The sequence below is a fragment of the Pseudoxanthomonas sp. LARHCG66 genome, assembly GCF_052871755.1.
The window spans coordinates 518,873-543,302 of sequence record NZ_JBIXJW010000003.1 but is presented as its reverse complement, the minus strand read 5'-3'; the positions used below and the strand labels follow the sequence as shown (position 1 = coordinate 543,302).

Below are 24,430 nucleotides of genomic sequence, written 5' to 3'. Positions count from 1 at the left end.
AATCATGTCGCGTAAAGGCTCTGCCCCCCAACGTGAAGTCCTGCCGGATCCCAAGCACGGCAGCCAGACGATCGCCCGCTTCATCAACATGGTGATGCTGAGCGGCAAGAAGTCCGTTGCCGAGAAGATCGTCTACGGTGCCATGGACGTCATCGGCGAGAAGAACCCCAATGCCCTCGAGCTGGTCGAGAAGGCGCTGGACAATGTGTCCCCGGCGGTCGAAGTGAAGTCGCGTCGCGTCGGTGGCGCCACCTATCAGGTGCCGGTCGAAGTGCGTTCCTCGCGCCGCATGGCCCTGGCGATGCGCTGGCTGATCGAGTCCGCCCGCAAGCGCGGCGAGAACTCCATGCCGCGCAAGCTGGCTGCCGAACTGCTGGATGCCTCCGAGAACCGCGGCGGCGCCATCAAGAAGCGTGAAGAGACCCACCGCATGGCGGAAGCGAACAAGGCGTTCGCGCACTACCGCTGGTAACGGCCTCCGGGCCCTTGCAAACAAGGGCCTTTGGCACCATGTAGGTGCCCTTGGAGCGCGCTCCCGCGCTCCTCCCCGAAGGCCGCCGAAAGGCGGCATTCGGCCATCTGAAGATCCGCCCTCCACGGAAGGCCCAGGCATCCCGCCGGCCCTCCATCAGAAAAGAGAGACTGTCGTGGCTCGCACCACTCCCATCGAGCGTTACCGCAATTTCGGCATCATGGCGCACATCGACGCCGGCAAGACCACCACGTCCGAGCGCATCCTGTTCTACACCGGCGTCAGCCACAAGATCGGTGAAGTGCACGATGGTGCCGCGACCATGGACTGGATGGAGCAGGAGCAGGAGCGCGGCATCACCATCACGTCCGCCGCCACCACGGCGTTCTGGACGGGCATGGACAAGTCCCTGCCGCAGCACCGCTTCAACATCATCGACACCCCCGGCCACGTCGACTTCACCATTGAAGTCGAGCGTTCGCTGCGCGTGCTCGATGGCGCGGTGTTCGTGCTGTGCGCCGTCGGTGGCGTGCAGCCGCAGTCCGAGACCGTGTGGCGCCAGGCCAACAAGTACGCCGTGCCGCGCCTCGCATTCGTCAACAAGATGGACCGTACCGGTGCCGACTTCGCCAAGGTCGTCGACCAGCTGAAGTCGCGCCTGGGCGCCTACCCGGTGCCGATGCAGGTCCCGGTCGGCGCCGAAGATGGCTTCGAGGGCGTCATCGACCTGCTGAAGATGAAGTACATCCATTGGGATGTGGCATCGCAGGGCACCAAGTTCGAGTACCGCGACATCCCCGCCGAGTTGGCTGACAAGGCGGCGGCGGATCGTGCCTTCATGGTGGAGGCTGCGGCCGAAGCCAGCGAAGCGCTGATGGACAAGTATCTCAACGAAGGCGACCTCTCCGAGGCCGAAATCATCGCCGGTCTGCGCGAGCGCACGCTGAAGGTGGAAGTGATCCCGGTCTACTGCGGCTCCGCGTTCAAGAACAAGGGCGTGCAGGCCATGCTGGACGGCGTGATCCAGCTGCTGCCGTCGCCGACGGATCGTCCGCCGGTGCAGGGCATCGACGAGAACGAGAAGGAAGACACCCGCAAGGCCGGTGACAACGAGCCGTTCTCCGCGCTCGCGTTCAAGATCATGACCGACCCGTTCGTGGGCTCGCTGACGTTCTTCCGCGTCTACTCGGGCGTGCTGAATTCCGGCGATGCGGTGTACAACCCGGTCAAGTCGAAGAAGGAGCGCGTAGGCCGCATCCTGCAGATGCACTCCAACCAGCGTGACGAAATCAAGGAAGTGCGCGCGGGCGACATCGCCGCCGCCGTGGGCCTGAAGGACGTCACCACGGGCGACACCCTGTGCTCGCTCGACCACATCATCACCCTGGAGCGCATGGTGTTCCCGGAGCCGGTCATCTCGATGGCAGTGGAGCCGAAGACCAAGTCCGACCAGGAGAAGATGGGTCTGGCCCTGGGCCGCCTGGCGCAGGAAGATCCCTCGTTCCGCGTCAAGACCGACGAGGAATCCGGCCAGACGATCATCTCCGGCATGGGCGAGCTGCACCTGGAAATCCTGGTGGACCGCATGAAGCGCGAGTTCAACGTGGAAGCCAACGTCGGCAAGCCGCAGGTGGCCTACCGCGAGACCATCCGCAAGGCGGTCAAGCAGGAAGGCAAGTTCGTGCGCCAGTCGGGCGGTCGCGGCCAGTACGGCCACATCGTCATCGAGATGTCGCCGGTCGAGCGTGGTGTCGGCTTCTCGTACGAAAGCGCCATCGTCGGTGGCGTGGTGCCGAAGGAATACGTCGCTGCGGCAGGCAAGGGCATCGAGGACGCATTGAAGAGCGGTCCGCTGGCCGGCTTCCCGGTGGTCGACATCGCCATCAAGGCGGTCGACGGTTCGTTCCATGACGTCGACTCGAACGAAATGGCGTTCAAGGTCGCCGGCTCGATGGCCTTCAAGGAAGCTTTCAGCAAGGCCCAGCCGGTCCTGCTGGAGCCGATGATGAAGGTCGAGATCGTGACGCCGGAAGACTACCTGGGCGACGTGATGGGCGACGTGAGTCGTCGTCGCGGCATCCTGCAGGGTCAGGACGACAGTCCGTCCGGCAAGGTGATTGCCGCGATGGTGCCGCTGGGCGAAATGTTCGGCTACGCCACCACGCTGCGTTCGATGTCGCAGGGTCGCGCCACGTTCTCGATGGAGTTCGATCACTACGCGGAAGCGCCGGCCAACATCGCCGACGCGGTCGTCAAGAAGAACTAAAAGCCGTGATTGGTGATTCGGGATCCGTGATTCGCAAGAACACGGATCCCGCTTCAAGCCAATCACTAATCACGAATCATGAATCACAGAGGTAAAGACAATGGCAAAGGGTAAGTTCGAACGCACCAAGCCCCACGTGAACGTGGGCACGATTGGTCACGTTGACCACGGCAAGACGACGCTGACGGCGGCGCTGACGAAGATCGGCGCGGAGCGTTTCGGTGGCGAGTTCAAGGCGTACGACGCGATCGACGCAGCGCCGGAAGAGAAGGCGCGCGGCATCACGATTTCGACCGCGCACGTGGAATACGAATCTGCCGCGCGCCACTACGCGCACGTGGATTGCCCGGGCCATGCCGACTACGTGAAGAACATGATCACCGGTGCCGCCCAGATGGACGGCGCGATCCTGGTGTGCTCGGCCGCTGACGGCCCGATGCCGCAGACCCGCGAGCACATCCTGCTCTCGCGTCAGGTCGGTGTGCCGTACATCGTCGTGTTCCTGAACAAGGCTGACATGGTGGACGACGCCGAGCTGCTGGAGCTGGTGGAGATGGAAGTCCGCGAACTGCTGAGCAAGTACGAGTTCCCGGGCGACGACACCCCGATCATCTCGGGCTCGGCCCGCCTGGCGCTGGAAGGCGACCAGAGCGAGATCGGCGTGCCGGCGATCCTGAAGCTGGTGGACGCGCTGGACACCTGGATCCCGACCCCGGAGCGCGACGTCGACAAGCCGTTCCTGATGCCGGTGGAAGACGTGTTCTCGATCTCGGGCCGCGGCACCGTGGTGACCGGCCGTATCGAGCGCGGCGTGATCAAGGTGGGCGAGGAAATCGAGATCGTCGGTATCCGTCCGACCCAGAAGACCACGGTCACGGGCGTGGAAATGTTCCGCAAGCTGCTGGACCAGGGTCAGGCGGGCGACAACGCCGGTCTGCTGCTGCGCGGCACCAAGCGTGACGACGTGGAGCGTGGCCAGGTGCTGGCCAAGCCGGGTTCGATCACCCCGCACACCGAGTTCGAAGCCGAAGTCTACGTGCTGAGCAAGGACGAAGGCGGCCGCCACACCCCGTTCTTCAAGGGTTACCGTCCGCAGTTCTACTTCCGCACGACCGACATCACGGGCGCCGTGACCCTGCCGGAAGGCGTGGAAATGGTGATGCCGGGTGACAACATCAAGATGGTGGTCACCCTGATCAACCCGGTGGCGATGGACGAAGGTCTGCGCTTCGCGATCCGCGAAGGCGGCCGTACCGTCGGCGCCGGCGTGGTGGCCAAGATCATCAAGTAAGCCCCTGCGGTCCCGGCGAGGACTCGCCGGACAGCGACAAGGGCGGACCGGAACCTCGGTCCGCCTCTTTTTTGCAGAAATTCCATGGTTTCATGCGATGGAATGCTGCAAAACAGCAAGACCTGCGCTATGATGCGCGCCCCTTGATAGCCGCTTGGCTGGATGGGAATCGCATGATCCGCCAGCGCCCCCTGGGAGGCCGCTGGTTCTACCGCGAAAAGAGGTGCAGGAAGCGCCTCGTGTTCGCCAGACACGGAGTGTCGCGTGCCTGCCTGCAAGGCCTTCGGGTCGGGCAGGGTATCCCGGTTGTTGACGGGATATGTCACGCGCTCTATACTTTCATGTCTGGGCGGGCCGGTTTACCGGCCTGCCTAGTTTTTCAGGAAGAATCCCCAGCCGATCCGGTGCTGCCCGTCCGTGGAGTCCACGCGGCCGGTGGGGAACTGGAACAGCTTGGACTAACCGGGGCAAGGCATCCCAGAGGCCGCGCCCGTCGCTCTTTAACGAAGGAAATTCCGTCATGGCGGACCAAAAGATCCGAATCCGGCTCAAGGCGTACGATCATCGTCTGATCGACCGCTCGGCCAGCGAGATCGTCGAGACGGCAAAGCGGACCGGCGCGCAAGTGCGCGGCCCGATCCCGCTGCCGACCAAGATCGAGCGCTACACCATCCTGGTTTCCCCGCACGTCGACAAGGACGCGCGTGACCAGTACGAAACCCGCACGCACAAGCGCGTGCTCGACATCGTCGACCCCAACGACAAGACCGTGGACGCGCTGATGAAGCTCGAGCTGGCGGCTGGCGTCGACGTCCAGATCAAGCTGACCTGAGGCCAACGACCATGACCGCGAAGAAATATTCGTTGGGTCTCGTCGGCCGCAAGGCTGGCATGACCCGGGTGTTCACCGAGGACGGCAAGTCCATTCCGGTGACGCTGATCGAAGCAACCCCGAACCGCATCACCCAGATCAAGACCCCCGAAGTCGATGGCTACAGCGCCGTGCAGGTTGCCGTGGGCACCCGTCGTGCCTCGCTGATCACCAAGCCTGTCGCCGGTCACCTGGCCAAGGCCAAGGTCGAAGCCGGTCGTGGCCTGTGGGAGCTGCGCGTGGAAGCCGACAAGCTGGGCGACTTCAGCGTCGGCGGCGAGATCAAGGCCGACATCTTTGAAGTCGGCCAGATCGTCGACGTCCAGGGCGTCACCAAGGGCAAGGGCTTCCAGGGCACCATCAAGCGCTGGAACTTCCGCATGGGTGATGCCACCCACGGTAACTCGCTGTCGCATCGCGCGCCGGGTTCGCTGGGTCAGCGCCAGACGCCGGGCCGCGTGTTCCCGGGCAAGAAGATGTCCGGCCACATGGGTGCCGCGCAGCAGAGCACGCAGAACCTGGAAGTCGTCCGCGTGGACGCCGAGCGCGGCCTGATCGCCGTCCGCGGCGCCGTGCCGGGTGCGCCGGGTGGCGACGTGATCGTCCGTCCGGCGAGCAAGGGTTGAGGAGAACGACCATGGAACTAGCCATTACAGGTAGCGCCAACAAGCTGTCGGTCTCCGACGACGTGTTCGGCCGCGAATTCAGCGAGGATCTGGTCCACCAGGTCGTCGTTGCCTACCGCAACGCCGGTCGTGCCGGCACCAAGGCGCAGAAGACGCGCGCCGAAGTCAACGGCACCACCAAGAAGTCCAAGAAGCAGAAGGGTGGCGGTGCCCGTCACGGTGCCCTGACCGCGCCGATCTTCGTCGGCGGCGGCGTGACCTTCGCGGCCAAGCCGCGCAGCTTCGCGCAGAAGGTGAACCGTAAGATGTACCGCGCGGCCATCAGCTCGATCCTGTCCGAGCTGAACCGCCAGAACCGCCTGAAGGTCGTGGAAGCGTTCGATGTGGACGCCACCAAGACCAGCGCCCTGATCGAAAAGCTGAAGGGCCTGGACCTGGGTCAGCGCCCGCTGATCGTCACCGAGGATGCCTCCGAGCACCTGTACCTGTCGGCCCGCAACCTTCCCTACGTGGAAGTGCGTGACGTGCAGGGCCTGGACCCGGCTGCGCTGGTGGGTGCCGACTCCGTGCTGATCACGGCCGATGCCGTCAAGAAGATCGAGGAGTGGCTGGCATGATCAGCAACGAAAAGATTTTTGCCGTGCTGCGTGCTCCGCGTGTCTCCGAAAAGACCGTGCGCCTGCAGGAACTCTCCAACCAATACGTCTTCGAAGTCTCGAACGAAGCCACCAAGGCCGATGTCAAAGCCGCGGTCGAGCAGCTGTTCGACGTCAAGGTCGAGGCGGTCAACGTGGTGAACGTGAAGGGCAAGAACAAGTCCTTCCGCAACCGCGCCGGCCGTCGCGGCGACTGGCGCAAGGCGTACGTGCGTCTTGCCGATGGCCAAGCCATCGACGTGTCGGCCAAGGCCTGAGGTAGACCCACATGCCATTGATGAAATTCAAACCCACCTCTCCCGGTCGCCGTTCGGCGGTCCGCGTGGTGACGCCTGACCTGCACAAGGGTGCCCCGCATGCTGCGCTGCTGGAGAAGCAGAGCAAGACCGGCGGTCGCAACCACCATGGTCGCATCACCACCCGTCATATCGGCGGTGGCCACAAGCAGCATTACCGCCTCATCGACTTCAAGCGCGACAAGGAAGGCATCCCGGCGCGCGTGGAGCGGATCGAATACGATCCCAACCGCACCGCGCACATCGCGCTGCTGTGCTACGTCGATGGCGAGCGTCGCTACATCATCGCCCCCAAGGGCCTGAAGGCAGGTGACCAGGTCATCGCCGGCAGCGACGCGCCGATCAAGGCAGGCAACACGCTGCCGCTGCGCAACATCCCGGTCGGTACGACGATCCACGGCATCGAGCTGAAGCCGGGCAAGGGCGCGCAGATTGCCCGTGCCGCCGGCGCCGCCGTGCAGCTGGTCGCTCGCGAGCAGGGTTTCGCCACGCTGCGCCTCCGCTCCGGCGAAATGCGCAAGGTGCAGGTCGAGTGCCGCGCCACCGTCGGTGAAGTCGGCAACGACGAACACAGCCTGGAGAAGCTCGGCAAGGCCGGCGCCAAGCGCTGGCGCGGCGTCAAGCCGACCGTCCGCGGTGCGGCCATGAACCCCGTCGACCACCCGCACGGTGGTGGTGAGGCCAAGGCCGGCCAGGGCAACCCGCATCCGGTCACCCCGTGGGGTGTGCCGACCAAGGGTTACAAGACGCGCAAGAACAAGCGCACGCAGCAATTCATCGTCCGCGATCGTAGGGGCTAATCGACCATGGCACGTTCACTCAAGAAGGGCCCGTTCGTCGATCACCACCTCGTCAAGAAGGTGGAGGCCGCGGGCGGCAGCAAGAAGCCGATCAAGACCTGGTCGCGCCGTTCGATGATCCTGCCGGAAATGGTGGGCTTCACGATCGCCATCCACAACGGCAAGAACCACGTTCCGGTGCTGGTCAACGAGAACATGGTCGGCCACAAGCTCGGCGAATTTGCCGTCACCCGGACCTTCAAGGGTCACGGTGGCGACAAGAAAGCCGGCGGCAAGAAGTAAGGGAGATGACCATGGAAGCGAAAGCCATCCTGCGCACCGCGCGCATCTCCCCCCAGAAAGCCCGCCTGGTCGCTGACCAGGTGCGGGGCCTGCCGGCCGAGCGCGCCGTCAACCTGCTGAAGTTCTCGGACAAGAAGGCTGCCCACCTGATCAAGAAGGTCGTGGAGTCCGCCATCGCCAACGCCGAGAACAACCAGGGCGCCGACGTCGACGAGCTGAAGGTCAAGACCATCATGGTCGACGAAGGTCCGATGCTGAAGCGTTTCATGGCCCGTGCCAAGGGTCGTGGTACCCGCATTCTGAAGCGCACCAGCCACATCACCGTGGTCGTGGGCGAGGGTAAATAAATATGGGTCACAAAGTTCATCCGACCGGTATCCGCCTGGGCATCGCCAAGGACTGGAATTCGAAGTGGTTCGCCAACAAGCGTGACTACGCCGAATACCTGGCCGCGGACCTCAAGGTACGCGAGATGCTTCGCAAGAAGCTGGCGCAGGCAGGCATTTCCAAGATCCTGATCGAGCGCCCGGCCAAGACCGCCCGCGTGACCATCCACACCGCCCGTCCGGGCGTGGTGATCGGCAAGCGCGGTGAGGACATCGAGAAGCTGCGCAAGGAAGTGAGCGACCTGATGGGCGTCCCGGCGCACATCAATGTCACCGAGGTGCGCAAGCCCGAGCTGGACGCGCAGTTGGTGTCCGAATCGATCGCGCAGCAGCTGGAACGCCGCATCATGTTCCGTCGCGCCATGAAGCGCGCTGTGGGCAACGCGATGCGCCTGGGTGCCCTGGGCATCAAGGTCAACGTGGCCGGCCGCTTGAACGGTGCGGAAATCGCCCGTTCCGAGTGGTACCGCGAAGGCCGCGTGCCGCTGCACACGCTGCGTGCCGACATCGATTACGGTTTTGCCGAGGCGAAGACCACCTACGGCATCATCGGCATCAAGGTGTGGGTCTACAAGGGCGAAATCTTCGATTTCAGCCAGGTGGGTCAGGAGAAGCAGGACGACGCGCGCCCCGAGCGCAGCGAACGTCCGTCGCGCCCGGCCCGTGACCGCGACGCGAGGTAATCAGTCATGTTGCAACCCAAGCGAACCAAATACCGCAAGATGCACAAGGGCCGTAATGAAGGCCTGAGCTGGAACGGTAACCTCGTCAGTTTCGGCGAGTACGGCCTGAAGGCCACGGCGCACGGTCAGCTGACCGCGCGCCAGATCGAAGCAGCGCGTCGTTCCATCAGCCGTTACGTGAAGCGTGGCGGCAAGATGTGGATCCGTGTGTTCCCCGACAAGCCGATCACCAAGAAGCCCATCGAAGTCCGCATGGGCTCCGGTAAGGGCAACGTCGAATACTGGGTCGCCCAGATCCAGCCGGGCCGCATGATCTATGAAATCGAAGGCGTCAGCGAGGACATCGCGCGCGAGGCGTTCCGCCTGGCCGCCGCCAAGCTGTCCGTCACCACCACTTTCGTGACCCGGACGGTGCGCTAATGGAACTCAAGCAACTCCGCGAGAAGTCGGCTGACGAACTGAAGGCCCACCTGACCGAGCTGCGCAAGGAGCAATTCTCCCTGCGCATGCAGAAGGTCACCGGCCAGCTGCCGAAGACCCACGAAACCCGCCGTGTCCGCCGCGAGATCGCTCGCGTCAAGACGCTGCTCGGCAGCCAGAAGTAAGGAGCGCCCAAGATGAGCGATAACAAAGACAAAGCGCAACGCACCATCGAAGGCCGCGTCGTCAGCAACAAGATGGACAAGACGGTCACCATCCTGGTGGAGCGTCAGGTCAAGCACGCCCTGTACGGCAAGTACATCAAGCGTTCCACCAAGCTGCACGCGCACGACGCGGACAACAGCTGCAAGGAAGGCGACGTGGTGCGTGTGACCGAGATCGCCCCGATGTCCAAGACCAAGAACTGGCGCGTGGTGGAAATCATCACCCGCGCGGCTGAATAAGAGGAGATCTGAATCATGATCCAGATGCAGAGCTACCTTGACGCGGCCGACAATTCCGGCGCCAAGGAACTGATGTGCATCAAGGTGCTGGGCGGCTCGAAGCGCCGTTACGCCGGCATCGGTGACATCATCAAGGTGACCGTCAAGGACGCCATTCCGCGCGGCAAGGTCAAGAAGGGTGAAGTCTACGACGCCGTGGTCGTGCGTACCCGCAAGGGCGTCCGCCGCCCCGACGGTTCGCTGATCCGCTTCGACGGCAACGCCGCCGTGCTGCTCAACAACAAGCAGGAGCCGATCGGTACCCGCATCTTCGGGCCTGTGACCCGCGAGCTGCGTTCCGAGAAGTTCATGAAGATCGTTTCGCTCGCGCCTGAAGTGCTTTGAGCGGAGGACATAGAAATGGCAAACCGTATCAAGAAGGGCGACCAGGTAGTCGTCACCGCCGGCAAGGACAAGGGCAAGAAGGGCGACGTGGTGCGCGTGGATGGTGACCGTGTGGTCGTCTCCAACGTCAACGTCGTCAAGCGCCATACCAAGCCGAACCCCCAGGCCGGCGTGGCTGGTGGCGTGGTCGAGCGCGAAGCCTCGATCCACATTTCCAATGTCGCGCTGTTCAACCCGGCAACGGGCAAGGGCGAGCGTATCGGTTTCAAGGTGCTGGAGGATGGACGCAAACTGCGTGTGTTCCGCTCCAGCGGTGAGGCGCTCGACGCCTGAGGAATGTTATGACCACCCGTCTCGAAAAAATCTACAAGGAAGAAGTGGCGCCGGCTCTGATGAAGAAGTTCGGCTACACCAATCCGATGGAAGTGCCGAAGATCACCAAGATCACCATCAACATGGGTGTGGGTGAAGCGGCGACCAACAAGAAGATCCTGGAAAACGCCGTGGCCGACCTGGCCAAGATCACCGGCCAGAAGCCGATCACGACCAAGTCCCGCGTCTCGGTGGCTTCGTTCAAGATCCGCGACGGTTGGCCGATCGGCTGCAAGGTCACGCTGCGTCGCGCCAAGATGTATGAGTTCCTGGATCGCCTGATCAGCATCTCGCTGCCGCGCGTCCGCGACTTCCGTGGCGTGTCCGGCCGTTCGTTCGACGGTCGCGGCAACTACAACATGGGCGTGAAGGAACAGATCATCTTCCCGGAAATCGACTTCGACGCCGTCGACGCGATCCGCGGCATGGATATCGCCATCACGACGACCGCCAAGAACGACGCCGAAGCCAAGGCGCTGCTCGAAGCGTTCAAGTTCCCGTTCCGCAACTGATTCGCTAGGAAACCGACATCATGGCAAAGACCTCGATGGTCAACCGCGACATCAAGCGGGAAAAGCTGGCCAAGCAGTACGCCGCCAAGCGCGACGCGCTGAAGAAGATCATCTCCAGCCAGAATGCGTCGTACGAAGAGAAGGCCGACGCGGTCATCAAGCTGCAGAAGCTGCCGCGCGACTCCTCGCCGAGCCGCCAGCGCAACCGTTGCGAGCTGTCCGGTCGTTCGCGTGGCGTGTATCGCAAGTTCGGCCTCGGTCGCAACATGCTGCGCAAGGCCACCATGAACGGCGACGTGCCCGGTCTGCGCAAGGCCAGCTGGTAATCCGCCCGGGACGCTTTCTAGAAGGGGTGTCCCAGTGGCTTGAATGACGAGTCCGGCACATGCCGGACTCGTTGTTGTACAATGTTCGGCTCCCGCAGCTAGGCTGGGGGAGGGCTGGGGAACCGGCCGCCCGCCTGGGGGGTTTCCAGGGACAATGCAAGATTTTCGCGAAAGCGGATATCGGTGCTACTCATAAGGCAGACTCTAATGAGCATGACTGATCCCATCGCCGACATGCTGGTGCGCATTCGCAATGCCGCCGCTGTTGGCAAGCCGACGGTGAAGATGCCGTCCTCCAAGATCAAGACCTCGATCGCCAACGTCCTCAAGGCGGAAGGCTACATCGGCGACGTCCGCGTGACGAAGACCGAGAACAACAAGGCCGAGCTCGAGATCGTCCTGAAGTACTTCGAAGGCAAGCCGGTCATCGAGAAGCTGAGCCGCGTGTCCCGTTCGGGCCTGCGCCAGTATCGTGGCAAGGCGGAACTGCCGAAGGTCCTCGGTGGCCTCGGTGTTGCCATCATCTCCACTTCCAAGGGCATCATGACCGATGCGCAGGCCCGTGCGGCCGGCGTCGGTGGTGAAGTCCTGTGCTTCGTGGCCTAAGCGAAGGAGCCCAGACATGTCCCGCGTAGCCAAGAAGCCGATCAATCTCCCCAAGGGCGTCGAACTGAATGCCCAGGGTGAAACCCTCAACGTCAAGGGCCCGAAGGGCACCCTGTCCATCGCCAAGCCGGCCGGCGTCGAACTCAATGTCGACAACGGTACGGTGAACCTGTCGCCGGTCACCCCGGCCGACGACGCCATCACTGGCACCATCCGCGCGATCCTGGCCAACATGGTCAAGGGCGTGTCGGACGGTTTCGAGCGCAAGCTTGAGCTGGTCGGCGTGGGGTACCGCGCCGCGATGCAGGGCAAGGACCTGAACCTGTCGCTGGGTTTCTCCCACCCGATCCTGTTCAAGACGCCGGAAGGCATCACCATCGCCACCCCGACCCAGACCGAAATCCTGGTGCAGGGCGCCGACAAGCAGCGCGTGGGTGAAGTCGCCGCCAAGATCCGCGGTTTCCGTCCGCCGGAGCCCTACAAGGGCAAGGGCGTGAAGTACTCCGACGAAACCATCATCCGCAAGGAAGCGAAGAAGGCCTAACCGGGCTTTCGGCTTCGAGGAACCAGATCATGAGCATCAAGAACACCGCCCGCCTGCGCCGCGCCAAGTCGACCCGCGCGCACATCCGCGAACTCGGCGTGCCGCGCCTGTCGGTGCTGCGCACCGGCCAGCACATCTACGCCCAGCTGTTCACCGCCGATGGCTCCAAGGTCATCGCATCGGCGAACACGCTGCAGTCCGATGTCAAGGATGGCCTGAAGAACGGCAAGAACAGCGATGCCGCTGCCCGCGTGGGCAAGTTCATTGCCGAGCGCGCCAAGGCCGAGGGCATCGAGAAGGTTGCATTCGATCGTTCGGGCTACCGCTACCACGGCCGCATCAAGGCCCTGGCAGATGCGGCCCGCGAAGGCGGCCTGCAGTTCTAACCTTGCAAGGCATGGGGGCAACCCCATGCCCTGACCTGTCGGCGCGGGCTGCGCCGGGCGCGGTCGCTCTTCTGCAGCGACCGTCGCGTCACCGTTCCATACCACAACCATAAGCGGCCAAGCCGTACATACCTCATCAACCAAGGAATTCAAGCAATGGCAGAAGAACGTCAACCGCGGGGTCGTGATCGCGACCGCAACCGCGAAGAGAAAGTCGACGACGGCATGATCGAGAAGCTGGTCGCGGTCAACCGCGTCAGCAAGACGGTCAAGGGCGGTCGCCAGTTCACCTTCACCGCGCTGACGGTAGTGGGCGACGGCAACGGCAAGATCGGTTTCGGTTACGGCAAGGCACGCGAAGTCCCGGTCGCCATCCAGAAGTCGATGGAATATGCCCGCAAGGGCATGTTGAACGTCGACCTGAACAACGGCACCCTGTGGCACCCGGTGAAGGCCGGTCACGGTGCGGCGCGCGTGTTCATGCAGCCGGCCTCGGAAGGTACGGGCGTGATCGCCGGCGGCGCCATGCGTGCCGTGCTGGAAGCGGTGGGCGTGAAGAACGTGCTGGCGAAAGCCGTCGGTTCACGCAACCCGATCAACCTGGTGCGCGCCACGCTGAAGGGCCTGAGCGACATGCAGTCGCCGACCCGCATCGCGGCCAAGCGCGGCAAGAAGGTGGAGGAACTCCTCAATGGCTAACGAGTCCAACAAGACCGTCAAGGTGCGCCTGGTGCGTGGCCTGCGTGGTTCCCGGGCCGTGCACCGCCTGTCGGTGAAGGCACTGGGCCTGAACAAGTTGAACGATGTGCGTGAACTGAAGGACAGCCCGCAGGTACGCGGCCTGATCAACAAGGTTCACTACCTCGTCAAGGTCGAGGAGTAATTCAGATGCGTCTCAATACATTGAAGCCCGCCGACGGCGCCCGCACCGAACGCACCCGCGTCGGTCGCGGCATCGGTTCCGGCCTGGGCAAGACGGCCGGTCGCGGCCACAAGGGCTCGTTCGCGCGCTCGGGCAAGGGCAAGATCAAGGCGAAGTTCGAAGGCGGCCAGATGCCGCTGATCAAGCGACTGCCGAAGGTCGGTTTCCGCTCCAAGCTGAAGCTGGACTGCGCCGAAGTGCTGTCGTACCAGCTGGAGAAGCTGGAAGCCGGTGAGATCGACTTCGCCGCGCTGCGCGCCGCCAAGCTGGTGCCCAGCACTGCCAAGCGCGCCAAGATCGTCAAGAAAGGCGAACTGACCAAGAAGTTCGTGCTGAAGGGCGTGGCCGCCACGGCCGGTGCCAAGGCCGCCATCGAGGCTGCCGGCGGCAGCGTGCAGGAGTAACGGACGCATGGCGCAGGGTAATGCCGCCGGTGCGCTGGCAGGCGCAGGCAAGTTCACCGAACTCCGCCAGCGCCTGCTGTTCGTGCTGGGCGCGCTGATTGTCTACCGGATCGGCTGTTTCATCCCGGTTCCGGGCGTCAATCCCGATGCCATGCTTGCGATGATGCAGGCGCAGGGCGGCGGCATCGTGGACATGTTCAACATGTTCTCGGGCGGCGCCCTGCACCGTTTCAGCATCTTCGCACTGAACGTCATGCCCTACATCTCGGCGTCGATCGTGATGCAGCTGGGCGTGCACATCTTCCCCAGCCTCAAGGCGCTGCAGAAGGAAGGCGAATCCGGTCGCCGCAAGATCACCCAGTACTCGCGCATCGGCGCGGTGCTGCTGGCGGTCGTGCAGGGCGGCAGCATTGCCACTGCGCTGCAGAACCAGGTCGCTCCGGGCGGCATGCCGGTGGTGTACGCGCCGGGCATGGGTTTCGTGCTGACCGCCGTGGTCGCGTTGACGGCAGGCACCATCTTCCTGATGTGGCTGGGCGAGCAGGTGACCGAGCGCGGCATCGGCAACGGTGTTTCGCTGATCATCTTCGCGGGCATCGTGGCAGGCCTGCCGGGTGCTGTCATCCAGACCGTGGGCGCCTTCCGCGACGGCACGCTGAGCTTCATCTCGCTGCTGGTCATTGCGGTGGTGGTGCTGGGCTTCACGTTCCTGGTGGTCTTCGTGGAACGCGGGCAGCGCAGGATCACCGTGAACTACGCGCGCCGCCAAGGTGGCCGCAACGCGTACATGAACCAGACCTCGTTCCTGCCGCTCAAGCTCAACATGGCCGGTGTGATCCCGCCGATCTTCGCGTCCAGTATCCTGGCTTTCCCGGCCACGCTGGCGATGTGGTCCGGCCAGAACAGCGGTGCCACCACGTGGCTGCAGCGTATTTCCAATGCGCTCGCCCCGGGTGAACCGCTGCACATGATCGTGTTCGCGGCGATGATCATCGGGTTTGCCTTCTTCTACACGGCGCTGGTTTTCAATTCGCAGGAAACGGCCGAGAACCTGAAGAAGTCGGGTGCGCTGATCCCCGGCATCCGTCCTGGCAAGGCTACCGCCGACTACGTCGACGGCGTGCTGACCCGGCTGACGGCGATCGGTTCGCTCTACCTGGTGGCGGTCTGTCTGCTGCCCGAAGTGATGCGCACCCAGCTGGGCACCTCGTTCTACTTCGGCGGCACCTCGCTGCTGATCGTGGTGGTGGTGGTGATGGACTTCATTGCGCAGATCCAGGCGCACCTGATGTCCCACCAGTACGAGAGCCTGCTGAAGAAGGCCAATCTGAAAGGCGGTTCGCGGGGCGGTCTTGCCCCCCGTGGCTGAGGTATAATCGCGGGCTTACCGCACCAGCCCGGCCCTCATGGCCGGCTGTCTTAGATGGGCGGCCCCCGCAGCGATCCGGTGCGGGGGTGCGAACCAGCCAGTCCCTGCGCCAGAGTAGCGCGGGCGGGGCGGGGCAGGGGGAAACCCCGGTCCCGCACCAGGCAGGTTCCGGCGCCGGAGCATGGGCACACTCCCCATGCCGGTTCGTGCTCGGCTCTGCCGGCACGGGCTTCCCGCAAACACCGGATCTTGTTACAATTTCCAGTTCACTCCGCCTGTCTGCGCGAATCCCGCAAGGGACGATCGTACACGGGCCAATACTCACAGTTGGAGAACCGCGTCATGGCGCGTATTGCAGGTGTCAACCTGCCTGCCCAGAAGCATGTCTGGGTCGGTTTGCAAAGCATTTTCGGCATTGGCCGTACCCGTTCCAAGAAGGTCTGCGAAGCCGCCGGCGTCGCCTCGACCACCAAGATCCGCGACCTGTCGGAGCCGGAAGTCGAGCGCCTGCGCGCCGAAGTCGGCAAGTACGTGGTCGAGGGCGACCTGCGCCGTGAAGTCGGCATCGCGATCAAGCGCCTGATGGACCTGGGTTGCTATCGCGGTCTGCGTCATCGCCGCGGCCTGCCGCTGCGTGGCCAGCGCACCCGCACCAATGCACGCACCCGCAAGGGTCCGCGCAAAGCCATCAAGAAGTAAGGGGCGACCATCATGGCCAAGCCAGCTGCTGCCAAAGTCAAGAAGAAGATCAAGCGCGTCATCACCGACGGCGTCGCCCACGTCCACGCTTCTTTCAACAACACCATCGTCACCATCACCGACCGTCAGGGCAACGCATTGTCGTGGGCCACGTCGGGCGGCGCGGGTTTCCGTGGTTCGCGCAAGTCCACTCCGTTCGCTGCCCAGGTCGCCGCCGAAAAGGCCGGCCGTGCCGCGCTGGACTACGGCGTGAAGTCGTTGGAAGTGCGCATCAAGGGCCCGGGTCCGGGCCGTGAGTCGGCCGTGCGTTCGTTGAACAACGTCGGCTACAAGATCACCAACATCATCGACGTGACGCCCATCCCGCACAACGGGTGCCGTCCGCCGAAAAAGCGTCGCGTCTAAAGGGGGCGATAAGAAATGGCTCGTTATATCGGTCCTACCTGTAAGCTCGCGCGCCGCGAAGGCGCCGACCTGTCGCTCAAGAGCCCGGCCCGTGCGCTGGACTCCAAGTGCAAGCTGGAGCAGAAGCCCGGCCAGCATGGCGCGACCGCCCGCAAGGGCAAGCTGTCCGACTACGCCACCCAGCTGCGCGAGAAGCAGAAGGTCAAGCGTATCTACGGTCTGCTGGAGCGTCAGTTCCGCAACTACTACAAGAAGGCCTCGACCAAGAAGGGCAACACCGGCGAGAACCTGCTGCAGTTGCTCGAGACCCGTCTCGACAACGTCATCTACCGCATGGGCTTCGCCGTGACCCGTCCGGCCGCTCGCCAGCTGGTCTCGCACCGTGGCGTGCTGGTCAACGGCAAGCCGGTCAACCTGCCTTCCTACCAGGTCAAGGCCGGTGACGCGATCGCGCTGTCGGAGAAGGCCCAGAAGCAGCTCCGCGTGCAGGAGTCGCTGACGGTCGCCGAGCAGCTTGACCTGAACCCCTCGTGGGTCGAAGTCGATGCGAAGAAGTTCAGCGGCGTGTTCAAGGCGGTGCCGGCGCGTTCGGACCTGCCCGCCGACATCAACGAAGCGCTGATCGTCGAGTTGTACTCGAAGTAATTCATTCACGCACCCCCGGGCGACCGGGGGACCGCAGGAGACAAAGCAACATGACGGGTATTACTCAGCAAGTGCTGCGCCCCCGCGGCCCGCAGATCGAGCGCCTGAGCGGCAATCGTGCAAAAGTGGTCATCGAACCGCTGGAGCGTGGTTACGGTCATACGCTCGGCAATGCGTTGCGCCGCGTGCTGCTGTCGTCGATTCCCGGCTTCGCGATCACCGAAGTCGAGATCGATGGCGTGCTGCACGAATACAGCACCATCGAAGGCATGCAGGAAGACGTGCTGGAAGTGCTGTTGAACCTGAAGGATGTGGCCATCCGCATCCATAGCGGCGACTCCTCCACGCTCAGCCTGGCCAAGCAGGGCCCGGGCGTGGTCACCGCCGGCGACATCAAGACCGACCACAACGTCGAGATCCTCAACCCGGAACTGGTCATCTGCAACCTGACCAAGGACACGGCGCTGAACATGCGCCTGAAGATCGAGCGCGGCTTCGGCTACCAGCCGGCCGCCGCCCGCCGTCGTCCGGATGAAGAAACCCGTGCGATTGGTCGCCTGGTGCTGGACGCCTCGTTCTCGCCGGTCCGTCGCGTCGCGTATGCGGTGGAAGCCGCACGCGTCGAGCAGCGTACCGACCTGGACAAGCTGGTCCTGGACATCGAAACCAACGGCACGATCGACGCCGAGGAAGCCGTGCGCACCGCCGCCGACATCCTCAGCGACCAGCTGTCGGTGTTCGGCGACTTCACGCACCGCGATCGCGGCGCGCCGAAGCAGGCTGCCAGCGGCGTGGATCCGGTGCTGCTGCGCCCGATCGACGACCTGGAACTGACGGTGCGTTCGGCCAACTGCCTGAAGGCAGAGAGCATCTACTACATCGGCGACCTGATCCAGAAGACGGAAGTCGAACTGCTCAAGACCCCCAACCTCGGCAAGAAGTCGCTCACCGAGATCAAGGAAGTCCTGGCGCAGCGCGGCCTGTCGTTGGGCATGAAGCTGGAGAACTGGCCGCCGGCCGGTGTCGCCCAGCACGGCATGCTCGGCTGATCGAAGCAATACGGAGCTCCCGCGTCCGCGCGGGATTCTCCCTGAAGCAGCACCCTCGTCGACGGGCCTGAAGGCTCGCGGCACTCCGGTCAAGGATGGCCGGTCAGGACCAACCGCAGTCCACTGTTCCAGCGCCTGGATGGCGACAACGAAGTCCAACGTCCCAACATTCACCAGGAATCCAACCCATGCGCCACCAGAAAGCCGGCCGCAAGTTCAGCCGCACCAGCGCCCATCGCGAAGCGATGTTCCGCAACATGGCTGCTTCGCTCATCAAGCACGGCCTGATCCGTACCACCCTGCCGAAGGCCAAGGAACTGCGCCGCGTCGCGGAACCGCTGATCACCCTCGGCAAGATCGATGGCGTTGCCAACCGTCGTCTGGCGTTCGCCCGCCTGCGCGACAAGGAAGCCGTCGGCACCCTGTTCACCACGCTCGGCCCGCGCTACCAGTCGCGTCCGGGTGGCTACCTGCGCATCCTGAAGTGCGGTTTCCGAGCCGGCGACAACGCCCCGATGGCGTACGTCGAGCTGGTCGACCGTCCGGAAGCGGCGGCCGAGTAAGCTCCGCGTCCTGCAGGACACCAGAAACCCCGGCCAGCGCCGGGGTTTTTGTTTTTGAGGCGCCATTTCGTACCCGGCCCGGATGCGGCAGGACGTCGCAGGGTGACGTGCGGGGCGGCGGGCATGGATAATGCGGGCACGACCTCACGTCATGGGTGCCGATGAATCCTCTCCGCTGGAGTTTCCGCGCGCAGTGCTTCCTGGGTTTCGCGATCTGTGCGGGCCTGCTCGGCTATGCCCTGTACGTGCAGTTCGTCCACCAGTTGGAACCGTGTCCGTTCTGCATCTTCCAGCGACTCGCCTTTGCAGCGACCGGCGTACTGTTCCTGCTCGGCGCGCTGCATGGCCCCCGCCGCCCGACGGGACGGCGCGTCTACGGGTTCCTGGCGTTCCTCGGTGCTGCCACCGGCATCGGGATTGCGGGCAAGCACGTGTGGGTGCAGTTGTATCCGCCGTTGATGCCAAGCTGCGGTCCCGGCTGGGACTACATGATCGAGAACAACACCTGGCTCGGTGTCGTGCAGAAAGTGCTCTCCGCCAAGGGAGACTGCAGCACCATCGACTGGAGTTTCCTTGGGCTGACCATGCCGATGTGGAGCCTGGTGTGGTTCGTGCTGCTGGCCGTGTGGGCGCTATGGATCGGATTCCGCGCGCGCAGGACCTCGACCTTCCGCTGATTTGACGCGGCGCACCAATCTGGCACGATGGTGGCCCCCCAGGAGTCCGCCATGAACTCGTCCGACCGCAACCTGCGCGCCGTCACCTTGCCGCCCCATTGGGCGCCGGACAGCTGGCGCGCGCGGACGGCGATGCAGATGCCGACTTACCCGGATGCCGACGCGCTCGAGGCGGCGCTCGGCGAGTTGCGCCAGTTGCCGCCGCTGGTGACGTCGTGGGAGATCTTCTCGCTGAAAAAGCAGTTGGCCGAGGCGCAGGAAGGCAAGCGCTTCCTGCTGCAGGGTGGCGACTGCGCGGAGAACTTCAGCGACTGCGAATCCGGGTTGATCTCCAACCGGCTGAAGGTGCTGCTGCAGATGAGCCTGGTACTGGTGCACGGCCTGCGCCTGCCAGTCGTGCGCGTGGGCCGCTTCGCCGGCCAGTACGCCAAGCCGCGTTCGGCCGACATGGAAACGCGCGACGGCGTCAGCTTGCCGAGCTATCGCGGCGACGTGGTCAATGCGCCCGACTTCACGGCCGAAGCGCGCCGCCCCGATCCGCGCCGCATGATCAAGGCGCATGCGCGCTCGGCGATGACGATGAACTTCGTGCGGGCGCTGATCGACGGCGGTTTCGCCGACCTGCACCACCCGGAGTACTGGAACCTCAACTGGGTGGGCTATTCGCCACTGGCGAATGAATACCAGCACATGGTCACCTCGATCGGTGACGCGGTAAGGTTCATGGAGACGTTGTCGGGCGCCGAGGTGCACAACCTCAACCGCATCGACTTCTACACCTCGCACGAAGCGCTGCTGCTGCCTTACGAGGAAGCGCTGACACGCGAAGTGCCCCGCCAGTGGGGCTGGTTCAACCTCAGCACCCATTATCCGTGGATCGGCATGCGGACGGCGGCGGTGGATGGCGCGCATGTGGAGTACCTGCGGGGCGTGCGCAATCCGATCGCGATCAAGGTCGGTCCGTCGGTCACGCCGGATCAGCTGCTGCGCCTGATTGACGTGTTGAATCCGGAAGACGAAGCGGGTCGCCTGACCTTCATCCATCGCATGGGCGCCGCGCAGATCGCCGAGAAGCTCCCGCCCTTGCTGGACGCGGTCCGTCGCGACGGCCGTCGCGTGCTCTGGGTCTGCGATCCCATGCATGGCAATACCGAAAGCACGAGCAACGGGTTCAAGACGCGTCGCTTCGACAATGTGCGTGGCGAGGTGGAACAGTCGTTCGACCTGCATGCGGCGGCCGGCACGCGCCTGGGCGGAGTGCATCTGGAACTGACCGGCGAGGACGTCACCGAATGCACCGGGGGTGCGCGGGAGCTCACGGACGTGGATCTGGAGCGCGCCTATCGTTCCACTGTCGATCCGCGCCTGAACTACGAGCAGTCGCTGGAGATCGCGATGTGCATCGTGCGCAAGCAGAACCAGCTGGCGACGCCAACGGCGCGATAGGCCCGCCGCCGTCGTCCGCCATCACGACCAGTGGGCGTGGATGGCGGGCGCCACCTGCGGGATGTGCCAGGTCTTGCCGCGTGCGTACAGGCGTGCGAACTCCGCAGCGGGCACCGGCTTGCTGAAGTAGTTGCCCTGCAGTTCGTCGCAACCGTTGGCGGCCAGCCATGCCGCCTGTTCCGGTGTTTCCACGCCCTCGGCGATCGTGCGGCACTGCAATTGCGCGGCCAGGCTGATGATCGCGCGCGTGATGGCGGCCTGGTTGGGCTCCGCCACGTCGCGGACGAACGACTGATCGATCTTCAGCACGTTGAAGCCATAGTTGCCCAGGTAGCTCAGGCTCGAGAAGCCGGTGCCGAAATCGTCGATGGCAATCCGCACGCCCAATGCCTTCAGCGCGCGCAACGTGCGGTCGGTCCGCTGCACGTCGCGCATCAGCGTGGTTTCGGTGACCTCCAGTTCAAGGAATTCGGCAGCCAGCCCGCTGTCCTTCAGCGCCTCGGTCACGGTGTCCACGAGCTCATCGGTATCGAAATTGGCGGCGGCGATGTTGACCGACACCCGGATGGGCGGAAGGCCGGACTGCTGCCAGATGCGGTTCTGCCGGCACGCGGCGCGGATGGCCCATTGATCGATGTCGACGATGAGGTTGGTCTCTTCGGCGATCGGCAGGAATTCGCCGGGCATCATGAGGCGCTCGCCGCGTTGCCAGCGCGCAAGGCCTTCCACGCCCACGATGCGGCCGCTGATGCGATCGATCTGTGGCTGGTAGTGCAGGGAGAGATCGCCGTTGCGCAGGCTGCGGCGCAGGCTGTTCTCCAGTTCGATGCGAGCATCCACGCTGGACGCCAGCTCGCGTGTGTAGAAGCGGGTCGCGTTGCGGCCGTTGCGCTTGGCCAGGTACATGGCGGCGTCGGCGCGCATCATCAGGGTGGCGGCGTCGTAGCCATCTTCCGGGAACAGGCTGATGCCGATGCTGAAGGCCTGGTGCAGTTCGTGCGAGGCCACGGTGTAGGGCGTACCGCCGAGTGCGAGCAGACGGTCGGCGACCTGCAGCACATTGTCCCGGGCGGCCACGTTGGGCAGCAGCACCACGAATTCGTCACCGCCCGTGCGGTACACCGTGCCGAGGTTGCCGATGTTGCGCTGGATGCGGCGGGCCACCTGCTGCAGCAGTTCATCGCCCGTGTGATGCCCCAGTGCGTCGTTGACGTGCTTGAAGAGGTCCAGGTCGAGGAACAGCACGGCAATGCCATTGCCGTGGTTGGTCGCATGCGTGATTGCCTGGTTCAGTCGTTCGTTGAGCTGCAGACGGTTCGGCAGCCCGGTCAGCGCGTCGTGGTGCGCGAGGTAGGTCATGCGCGAACTCCACGCACGCGATTCGGTGATGTCGCGCAACACCATGACGGTGCCCACCAGCCGCTCGTCGCGGTCGCGGATGGCGGACAACGAACGTTCCACCAGCATGCGGGTGCCGTCCTGGCGCAGCACCTGCAGATCGCCCGGCTGGCCCAGCGGCTGCGCCCCTTCGTCGGGCGCATCCTGCGTTTCCACCAGCGCCAGCGGGGCGATGCGTTCCAGCGGCTGGCCGAGCGCCTGTTCCAGGCTCCACGCACAGAGGGACTGCGCCGCGGGATTCATGTAGGTCACCTGGTTCTCGACGTTGACGGTGATGACCGCCTCGCTGATGGCGGTGAGCGTCACTTCGGCCAGTTCGTTCGCGTTGTGCAGCGCGTGCTCCAGCCGCGCCTTCTCGGTGATGTCGATTGCCATGACGAAGAAACCGCACACCTTGCCGGTCTCGTCGATGTCGGGCGTGTAGAAGCTGTGCATGCTCCGTGTGCCGTCGACGGTGGCGAAACTGCTTTCGAACTCGCCATCGCGCCCGCCGAGCGCGGCATCGATCTGCGGCATCCGCCGCAGGTACGCCTCCTCACCGAAAAGGTCCCGCATGTGCACGCCGGCCTGTGGCGGTATCCGCCAGCGGACCTGTTCGGCGAACGCACGGTTGCGGAAGACCAGGCGATGCTGCGTATCGAACTGCGCGATCAGCGCCGGCAGGCGGTCGGTGACGCGCTTCAGGTGGTCGCGCGCCATCGCCAGTTCGCGATGCGCCTGGCGCTGCTCGCTGACGTCATTGCCCATCAGGTACCAGCCGGCGATCTTCGAACCGGACTCGACGTCGGGTACCAGGTACAGGTGCATCGGGCGCGGGGGTTGCCCGAGGTCGGCGTCCCACGCGATCCAATGGTCCGGCGTGCAGCTCTGCATGGCGCGCGTGAGCGACGCGAGGAACTCGGGATCGGTCGCGTGCACGTCTTCCACGTGCCGTTCGCTCCATGCCCCGTGCGTACCTGACCAGGCGCGGCATGCGCGATTGGCGAAGCCGTAGCGGCCGTCGCCGTCAATGTAGGCGATCAGTGCGGGCAGGTGATCGGCAACGGCGTCCAGCAGTGCCCGGCTTCGACGCTCGGTGCGTGCGAGGTTGTGCAACAGCAGGAAGAGCAGCAAGCCCAGCCCGATCCCGCACAGGGTCAGCAGCAGGATGGATGCCTGGCCGGGCAGCGCCTGGCGCAGCGGCGGCGAATGCAGGACCAGGCGCCATTCGTTGCCCAGCAGATGGAGATCGCGCTGGGCGGTGAAAGCGGGTTTCCACGCCTCTCCGTAGCGCTCCCTCAACGTACGGGTCTGGAAGATCGGCTCGTCGCCATGGTCCAGTGCGAGGAGCTGCAGGTCGAACTCGTCCCCGTCGGTTCGACCGATGGCGTCCTCCATGACCCGTTGCCAGCCGAAGCCGGCGGTGGCGTAGCCGCGCAGCAGGTTGCGGCGCGCCTCCACACCGCCGCGAGCGGCGACAGAATCGGCATAAACCGGGGCATACAGCAGGAAGCCCGGCAGTCCGGTATTTCCCTTCGAGGCATCGCCCAGTGCAACCAGCGGGGCGGCGGCCAGTTCGCCGGTGTCGCGCGCGGCTTCGATGGCGCCCCGGCGCACGGTCTCCGCCATCACGTCCTTGCCCAGCAGGGGGCGCATGCCAGGCACATCGGGATACAGCAGGTCGATCACGACGTATTCGCTGCGGTCCCCGGCGGGATGGATCGCAAACGCGTCCCCGTAGCGCGTGCGCTGATCGGCGACGTAGGCCTCGCGTTCTTCCATCCGCACGCGGCGTGCGAAGCCGAGCCCGTGCACGCCCGATTGCCGGGTGGGCACCTGCAGCTTCTCGACGAAGGCATAGAAGCTGTCCTGCTCGATGTCCTGCCGCCCCTCCAGCACGGCGGCCGCCGCACGCACGGTGTCTTCGTAGGCGTTCATGTGGGTGGACACGGCGGTGGCGACGGCGTCGGCCCGTGCGTCGAACCGCGCATGCGCGTGGTCGCGTGCCTGTTGCCACGCTGTCGTCCCGGACCACAACGAGAGCAGGCAGGCGATGACCAGCACGCCCCACGCCAGCGAATTCAGGTTGCGCTGCCGCCTGCGGGCCGTGGATCCCGATCCACTGAAGGCCCGCAGCTCCGATACCCGGTCCGCGCCTGACTCCACGCGTGCAATCCCCGCCTGCTGGTTGATGGCTATGACGCCACGAACCCGGAGCGCCTGCAAGCACT

General features: G+C 64.5%; 33 protein-coding genes. 32 read left to right on the top strand and 1 reads right to left on the bottom strand.

From position 1 onward, the window contains the following. Positions 1-4: 4 nt before the first annotated feature. The 32 genes from rpsG to ACIPRS_RS12555 all read left to right on the top strand — a co-directional run bounded on the left by rpsG (position 5) and on the right by ACIPRS_RS12555 (position 20,822). Positions 5-472: a 30S ribosomal protein S7 gene (gene rpsG, locus ACIPRS_RS12710; protein ID WP_192201789.1), complete on the top strand. Its 468-nt coding sequence runs from the start codon at positions 5-7 to the stop codon at positions 470-472. A 175-nt stretch (positions 473-647) separates the two neighbouring features. Then, complete coding sequence (fusA, locus tag ACIPRS_RS12705; RefSeq protein WP_337731294.1) at positions 648-2,738, top strand: elongation factor G; 2,091 nt, start codon at positions 648-650, stop codon at positions 2,736-2,738. A 100-nt stretch (positions 2,739-2,838) separates the two neighbouring features. Beyond that, positions 2,839-4,029 (top strand): elongation factor Tu, encoded by a 1,191-nt coding sequence (gene tuf / locus ACIPRS_RS12700; protein ID WP_056879796.1) that lies wholly within the window; start codon positions 2,839-2,841, stop codon positions 4,027-4,029. Positions 4,030-4,549: 520 nt separating this feature from the next. Continuing rightward, positions 4,550-4,861, top strand: a complete 312-nt coding sequence (gene rpsJ, locus ACIPRS_RS12695; protein WP_027070119.1) for a 30S ribosomal protein S10 — start codon at positions 4,550-4,552, stop codon at positions 4,859-4,861. Between the two features lie 11 nt (positions 4,862-4,872). Then, positions 4,873-5,526, top strand: coding sequence for a 50S ribosomal protein L3 (rplC, locus tag ACIPRS_RS12690; RefSeq protein WP_192201786.1), 654 nt, complete (start codon positions 4,873-4,875; stop codon positions 5,524-5,526). An 11-nt stretch (positions 5,527-5,537) separates the two neighbouring features. Continuing rightward, a complete protein-coding gene (rplD, locus tag ACIPRS_RS12685; RefSeq protein WP_093296344.1) occupies positions 5,538-6,143 on the top strand; it encodes a 50S ribosomal protein L4 in 606 nt (201 codons plus the stop codon). Then, positions 6,140-6,439 (top strand): 50S ribosomal protein L23, encoded by a 300-nt coding sequence (gene rplW, locus ACIPRS_RS12680; RefSeq protein ID WP_192201784.1) that lies wholly within the window; start codon positions 6,140-6,142, stop codon positions 6,437-6,439. The genes rplD and rplW overlap by 4 nt, the downstream gene beginning before the upstream one ends. Before the next feature lie 11 nt (positions 6,440-6,450). After that, positions 6,451-7,278, top strand: coding sequence for a 50S ribosomal protein L2 (rplB, locus tag ACIPRS_RS12675; RefSeq protein WP_093296347.1), 828 nt, complete (start codon positions 6,451-6,453; stop codon positions 7,276-7,278). Between the two features lie 6 nt (positions 7,279-7,284). Continuing rightward, entirely contained in the window at positions 7,285-7,560 is a 276-nt protein-coding gene (gene rpsS, locus ACIPRS_RS12670; protein WP_055941277.1) for a 30S ribosomal protein S19, read from the top strand. Positions 7,561-7,571: 11 nt separating this feature from the next. Beyond that, complete coding sequence (rplV, locus tag ACIPRS_RS12665) at positions 7,572-7,907, top strand: 50S ribosomal protein L22 (protein WP_055943295.1); 336 nt, start codon at positions 7,572-7,574, stop codon at positions 7,905-7,907. A 2-nt stretch (positions 7,908-7,909) separates the two neighbouring features. Next, entirely contained in the window at positions 7,910-8,629 is a 720-nt protein-coding gene (gene rpsC / locus ACIPRS_RS12660) for a 30S ribosomal protein S3 (protein WP_142124596.1), read from the top strand. A 6-nt stretch (positions 8,630-8,635) separates the two neighbouring features. Beyond that, positions 8,636-9,049 (top strand): 50S ribosomal protein L16, encoded by a 414-nt coding sequence (rplP, locus tag ACIPRS_RS12655; protein WP_056878822.1) that lies wholly within the window; start codon positions 8,636-8,638, stop codon positions 9,047-9,049. Further along, entirely contained in the window at positions 9,049-9,234 is a 186-nt protein-coding gene (rpmC, locus tag ACIPRS_RS12650; protein WP_055941284.1) for a 50S ribosomal protein L29, read from the top strand. Before rplP ends, rpmC begins: the two co-directional genes overlap by 1 nt. Before the next feature lie 12 nt (positions 9,235-9,246). Further along, on the top strand, positions 9,247-9,513 hold the full coding sequence (gene rpsQ / locus ACIPRS_RS12645) for a 30S ribosomal protein S17 (RefSeq protein ID WP_055941286.1): 267 nt from the start codon (positions 9,247-9,249) through the stop codon (positions 9,511-9,513). Between the two features lie 15 nt (positions 9,514-9,528). Then, positions 9,529-9,897, top strand: a complete 369-nt coding sequence (gene rplN, locus ACIPRS_RS12640) for a 50S ribosomal protein L14 (protein WP_013535986.1) — start codon at positions 9,529-9,531, stop codon at positions 9,895-9,897. A 15-nt stretch (positions 9,898-9,912) separates the two neighbouring features. Continuing rightward, the gene (gene rplX, locus ACIPRS_RS12635; RefSeq protein ID WP_142124593.1) at positions 9,913-10,230 is read left to right on the top strand and encodes a 50S ribosomal protein L24; all 318 of its coding nucleotides are present in this window, start codon (positions 9,913-9,915) and stop codon (positions 10,228-10,230) included. 8 nt (positions 10,231-10,238) lie between these two features. Further along, positions 10,239-10,781, top strand: a complete 543-nt coding sequence (rplE, locus tag ACIPRS_RS12630) for a 50S ribosomal protein L5 (RefSeq protein ID WP_055941290.1) — start codon at positions 10,239-10,241, stop codon at positions 10,779-10,781. A gap of 20 nt (positions 10,782-10,801) precedes the next feature. Beyond that, positions 10,802-11,107 carry a 30S ribosomal protein S14 gene (gene rpsN, locus ACIPRS_RS12625; RefSeq protein WP_192201782.1) on the top strand — a complete coding sequence of 102 codons (306 nt, stop codon included), beginning with the start codon at positions 10,802-10,804 and terminating at the stop codon, positions 11,105-11,107. 207 nt (positions 11,108-11,314) lie between these two features. Beyond that, a complete protein-coding gene (gene rpsH / locus ACIPRS_RS12620) occupies positions 11,315-11,713 on the top strand; it encodes a 30S ribosomal protein S8 (protein ID WP_162109785.1) in 399 nt (132 codons plus the stop codon). 16 nt (positions 11,714-11,729) lie between these two features. Then, the gene (gene rplF, locus ACIPRS_RS12615) at positions 11,730-12,257 is read left to right on the top strand and encodes a 50S ribosomal protein L6 (RefSeq protein WP_192201780.1); all 528 of its coding nucleotides are present in this window, start codon (positions 11,730-11,732) and stop codon (positions 12,255-12,257) included. Positions 12,258-12,286: 29 nt separating this feature from the next. Beyond that, positions 12,287-12,643, top strand: coding sequence for a 50S ribosomal protein L18 (gene rplR / locus ACIPRS_RS12610; protein WP_192201777.1), 357 nt, complete (start codon positions 12,287-12,289; stop codon positions 12,641-12,643). 156 nt (positions 12,644-12,799) lie between these two features. Next, on the top strand, positions 12,800-13,342 hold the full coding sequence (rpsE, locus tag ACIPRS_RS12605) for a 30S ribosomal protein S5 (RefSeq protein WP_055941300.1): 543 nt from the start codon (positions 12,800-12,802) through the stop codon (positions 13,340-13,342). Continuing rightward, positions 13,335-13,526 (top strand): 50S ribosomal protein L30, encoded by a 192-nt coding sequence (gene rpmD / locus ACIPRS_RS12600; protein ID WP_142124590.1) that lies wholly within the window; start codon positions 13,335-13,337, stop codon positions 13,524-13,526. The genes rpsE and rpmD overlap by 8 nt, the downstream gene beginning before the upstream one ends. Then, positions 13,526-13,969 carry a 50S ribosomal protein L15 gene (gene rplO, locus ACIPRS_RS12595; RefSeq protein ID WP_185742067.1) on the top strand — a complete coding sequence of 148 codons (444 nt, stop codon included), beginning with the start codon at positions 13,526-13,528 and terminating at the stop codon, positions 13,967-13,969. The genes rpmD and rplO overlap by 1 nt, the downstream gene beginning before the upstream one ends. 7 nt (positions 13,970-13,976) lie before the next feature. After that, complete coding sequence (secY, locus tag ACIPRS_RS12590) at positions 13,977-15,338, top strand: preprotein translocase subunit SecY (RefSeq protein WP_192201776.1); 1,362 nt, start codon at positions 13,977-13,979, stop codon at positions 15,336-15,338. A 342-nt stretch (positions 15,339-15,680) separates the two neighbouring features. Then, on the top strand, positions 15,681-16,037 hold the full coding sequence (rpsM, locus tag ACIPRS_RS12585; RefSeq protein ID WP_062352394.1) for a 30S ribosomal protein S13: 357 nt from the start codon (positions 15,681-15,683) through the stop codon (positions 16,035-16,037). Between the two features lie 12 nt (positions 16,038-16,049). Next, positions 16,050-16,442, top strand: coding sequence for a 30S ribosomal protein S11 (rpsK, locus tag ACIPRS_RS12580; RefSeq protein ID WP_055941307.1), 393 nt, complete (start codon positions 16,050-16,052; stop codon positions 16,440-16,442). A 15-nt stretch (positions 16,443-16,457) separates the two neighbouring features. Continuing rightward, the gene (gene rpsD / locus ACIPRS_RS12575; RefSeq protein WP_055941309.1) at positions 16,458-17,087 is read left to right on the top strand and encodes a 30S ribosomal protein S4; all 630 of its coding nucleotides are present in this window, start codon (positions 16,458-16,460) and stop codon (positions 17,085-17,087) included. A gap of 50 nt (positions 17,088-17,137) precedes the next feature. Then, positions 17,138-18,136 (top strand): DNA-directed RNA polymerase subunit alpha, encoded by a 999-nt coding sequence (locus tag ACIPRS_RS12570; protein WP_142124588.1) that lies wholly within the window; start codon positions 17,138-17,140, stop codon positions 18,134-18,136. A gap of 188 nt (positions 18,137-18,324) precedes the next feature. Continuing rightward, complete coding sequence (gene rplQ / locus ACIPRS_RS12565; RefSeq protein ID WP_192201773.1) at positions 18,325-18,699, top strand: 50S ribosomal protein L17; 375 nt, start codon at positions 18,325-18,327, stop codon at positions 18,697-18,699. 161 nt (positions 18,700-18,860) lie between these two features. Beyond that, positions 18,861-19,376, top strand: a complete 516-nt coding sequence (locus tag ACIPRS_RS12560; RefSeq protein ID WP_337731293.1) for a disulfide bond formation protein B — start codon at positions 18,861-18,863, stop codon at positions 19,374-19,376. Positions 19,377-19,427: 51 nt separating this feature from the next. Further along, positions 19,428-20,822 (top strand): class II 3-deoxy-7-phosphoheptulonate synthase, encoded by a 1,395-nt coding sequence (locus tag ACIPRS_RS12555; RefSeq protein WP_446538785.1) that lies wholly within the window; start codon positions 19,428-19,430, stop codon positions 20,820-20,822. A 21-nt stretch (positions 20,823-20,843) separates the two neighbouring features. On the opposite strand, the gene ACIPRS_RS12550 is transcribed toward ACIPRS_RS12555, so the two are convergent. Continuing rightward, a complete protein-coding gene (locus ACIPRS_RS12550) occupies positions 20,844-24,365 on the bottom strand; it encodes a bifunctional diguanylate cyclase/phosphodiesterase (protein ID WP_446538784.1) in 3,522 nt (1,173 codons plus the stop codon). Positions 24,366-24,430: the final 65 nt, after the last annotated feature.